At 54.0% G+C, this 2,680-nt stretch carries 1 rRNA gene; it reads left to right on the top strand.

Going from position 1 to position 2,680, the window contains the following annotated elements:
* Positions 1–2,674: ribosomal RNA gene (locus tag GLW00_RS20195) — 23S ribosomal RNA — on the top strand; the annotation flags it as partial.
* Between the last annotated feature and the right edge of the window lie 6 nt (positions 2,675–2,680).

Raw genomic sequence — 2,680 nt, 5'->3', positions numbered from 1 at the left:
AGTAGCGGCGAGCGAAACGGAATCAGCCCAAACCAGAAAGCTTGCTTTCTGGGGTTGTAGGACACTCCATTGGAGTTACCAAAGAGGAAGATAGGCGAATCGATCTGGAAAGGTCAGCCAGAGCAGGTAACAGCCCTGTAGTCGAAATCTTTCTCTCTCCGGAGTGGATCCTGAGTACGGCGGAACACGAGGAATTCCGTCGGAATCCGGGAGGACCATCTCCCAAGGCTAAATACTCCCTAGTGACCGATAGTGAACCAGTACCGTGAGGGAAAGGTGAAAAGCACCCCGGAAGGGGAGTGAAAGAGAACCTGAAACCGTGTGCCTACAAGTAGTCGGAGCCCGTTAATGGGTGACGGCGTGCCTTTTGTAGAATGAACCGGCGAGTTACGACCGTATGCGAGGTTAAGCAGCAGAAGCGGAGCCGCAGCGAAAGCGAGTCTGAATAGGGCGAGTGAGTATGCGGTCGTAGACCCGAAACCGTGTGATCTACCCATGTCCAGGGTGAAGGTCAGGTAACACTGACTGGAGGCCCGAACCCACGCAAGTTGAAAATTGCGGGGATGAGGTGTGGGTAGGGGTGAAATGCCAATCGAACACGGAGATAGCTGGTTCTCTCCGAAATAGCTTTAGGGCTAGCCTCAGAATAGAAAGTCATGGAGGTAGAGCACTGATTGGACGAGGGGCCCCTATCGGGTTACCGAATTCAGTCAAACTCCGAATGCCATAGACTTTGTTCTGGGAGTCAGACCGTGGGTGATAAGGTTCATGGTCGAGAGGGAAACAGCCCAGACCGCCAGCTAAGGTCCCAAAGTGTGTGTTAAGTGGAAAAGGATGTGGAGTTGCTTAGACAACCAGGATGTTGGCTTAGAAGCAGCCATCATTCAAAGAGTGCGTAATAGCTCACTGGTCGAGTGACTCTGCGCCGAAAATGTACCGGGGCTAAACACACCACCGAAGCTGCGGATTGATCTTATGATCAGTGGTAGGAGAGCGTTCTAAGGGCCGTGAAGTCAGACCGTAAGGACTGGTGGAGCGCTTAGAAGTGAGAATGCCGGTATGAGTAGCGAAAAAAGAGTGAGAATCTCTTTCACCGAATGCCTAAGGTTTCCTGAGGAAGGCTCGTCCTCTCAGGGTTAGTCGGGACCTAAGCCGAGGCCGAAAGGCGTAGGCGATGGACAACAGGTTGATATTCCTGTACCACCTCCTTTCCGTTTGAACGACGGGGGGACGCAGGAGGATAGGGAGAGCGCGCCACTGGATGTGCGCGTCCAAGCAGTGAGACGGTCGGATAGGCAAATCCGTCCGGCAACGTCAAGCTGTGATGGGGAGGGAAATAAAGTACCGAAGCTCCTGAGTTCACACTGCCAAGAAAATCCTCTAGTGAGGAAAGAGGTGCCCGTACCGCAAACCGACACAGGTAGGCGAGGAGAGGATCCTAAGGTGAGCGGGAGAACTCTCGTTAAGGAACTCGGCAAAATGACCCCGTAACTTCGGGAGAAGGGGTGCTCCTCTGCCGAGGAGCCGCAGTGAAAAGGCCCAAGCGACTGTTTACCAAAAACACAGGTCTCTGCGAAGCCGTAAGGCGAAGTATAGGGGCTGACACCTGCCCGGTGCTGGAAGGTTAAGGGGATGCGTTAGCTTATGCGAAGCGTTGAACCGAAGCCCCAGTAAACGGCGGCCGTAACTATAACGGTCCTAAGGTAGCGAAATTCCTTGTCGGGTAAGTTCCGACCCGCACGAAAGGTGCAACGACTTGGGCACTGTCTCAACGAGAGACCCGGTGAAATTATACTATGTGTGAAGATGCACATTACCCGCGACAGGACGGAAAGACCCCGTGGAGCTTTACTGTAGCCTGATATTGAATGTTGGTACAGCTTGTACAGGATAGGTAGGAGCCTTGGAAGCCGGAGCGCTAGCTTCGGTGGAGGCGCTGGTGGGATACTACCCTGGCTGTACGGACATTCTAACCCAGGACCGTAATCCGGTCCGGAGACAGTGTCAGGTGGGCAGTTTGACTGGGGCGGTCGCCTCCCAAAAGGTAACGGAGGCGCCCAAAGGTTCCCTCAGAATGGTTGGAAATCATTCGCAGAGTGTAAAGGCACAAGGGAGCTTGACTGCGAGACCTACAAGTCGAGCAGGGACGAAAGTCGGGCTTAGTGATCCGGCGGTTCCGCATGGAAGGGCCGTCGCTCAACGGATAAAAGCTACCCCGGGGATAACAGGCTTATCTCCCCCAAGAGTCCACATCGACGGGGAGGTTTGGCACCTCGATGTCGGCTCATCGCATCCTGGGGCTGTAGTCGGTCCCAAGGGTTGGGCTGTTCGCCCATTAAAGCGGTACGCGAGCTGGGTTCAGAACGTCGTGAGACAGTTCGGTCCCTATCCGTCGTGGGCGTTGGAAATTTGAAAGGAGCTGTCCTTAGTACGAGAGGACCGGGATGGACACACCGCTGGTGTACCAGTTGTTCCGCCAGGAGCATCGCTGGGTAGCTACGTGTGGTCGGGATAAGTGCTGAAAGCATCTAAGCATGAAGCCCCCCTTGAGATGAGATTTCCCTTTGCTTTAAGCAAATAAGATCCCTCAGAGACGATGAGGTTGATAGGTCCGAGGTGGAAGCGTGGTGACACGTGGAGCTGACGGATACTAATGGATCGATGACTTATCTATCTGATT

It is taken from the genome of Halobacillus litoralis (genome assembly GCF_009856445.1).
Lineage (GTDB): Bacteria > Bacillota > Bacilli > Bacillales > Halobacillaceae > Halobacillus > Halobacillus litoralis.
The sequence above is the reverse complement of the archived record's forward strand: the minus strand, read 5'-3'. Positions and strand labels throughout refer to the sequence as shown.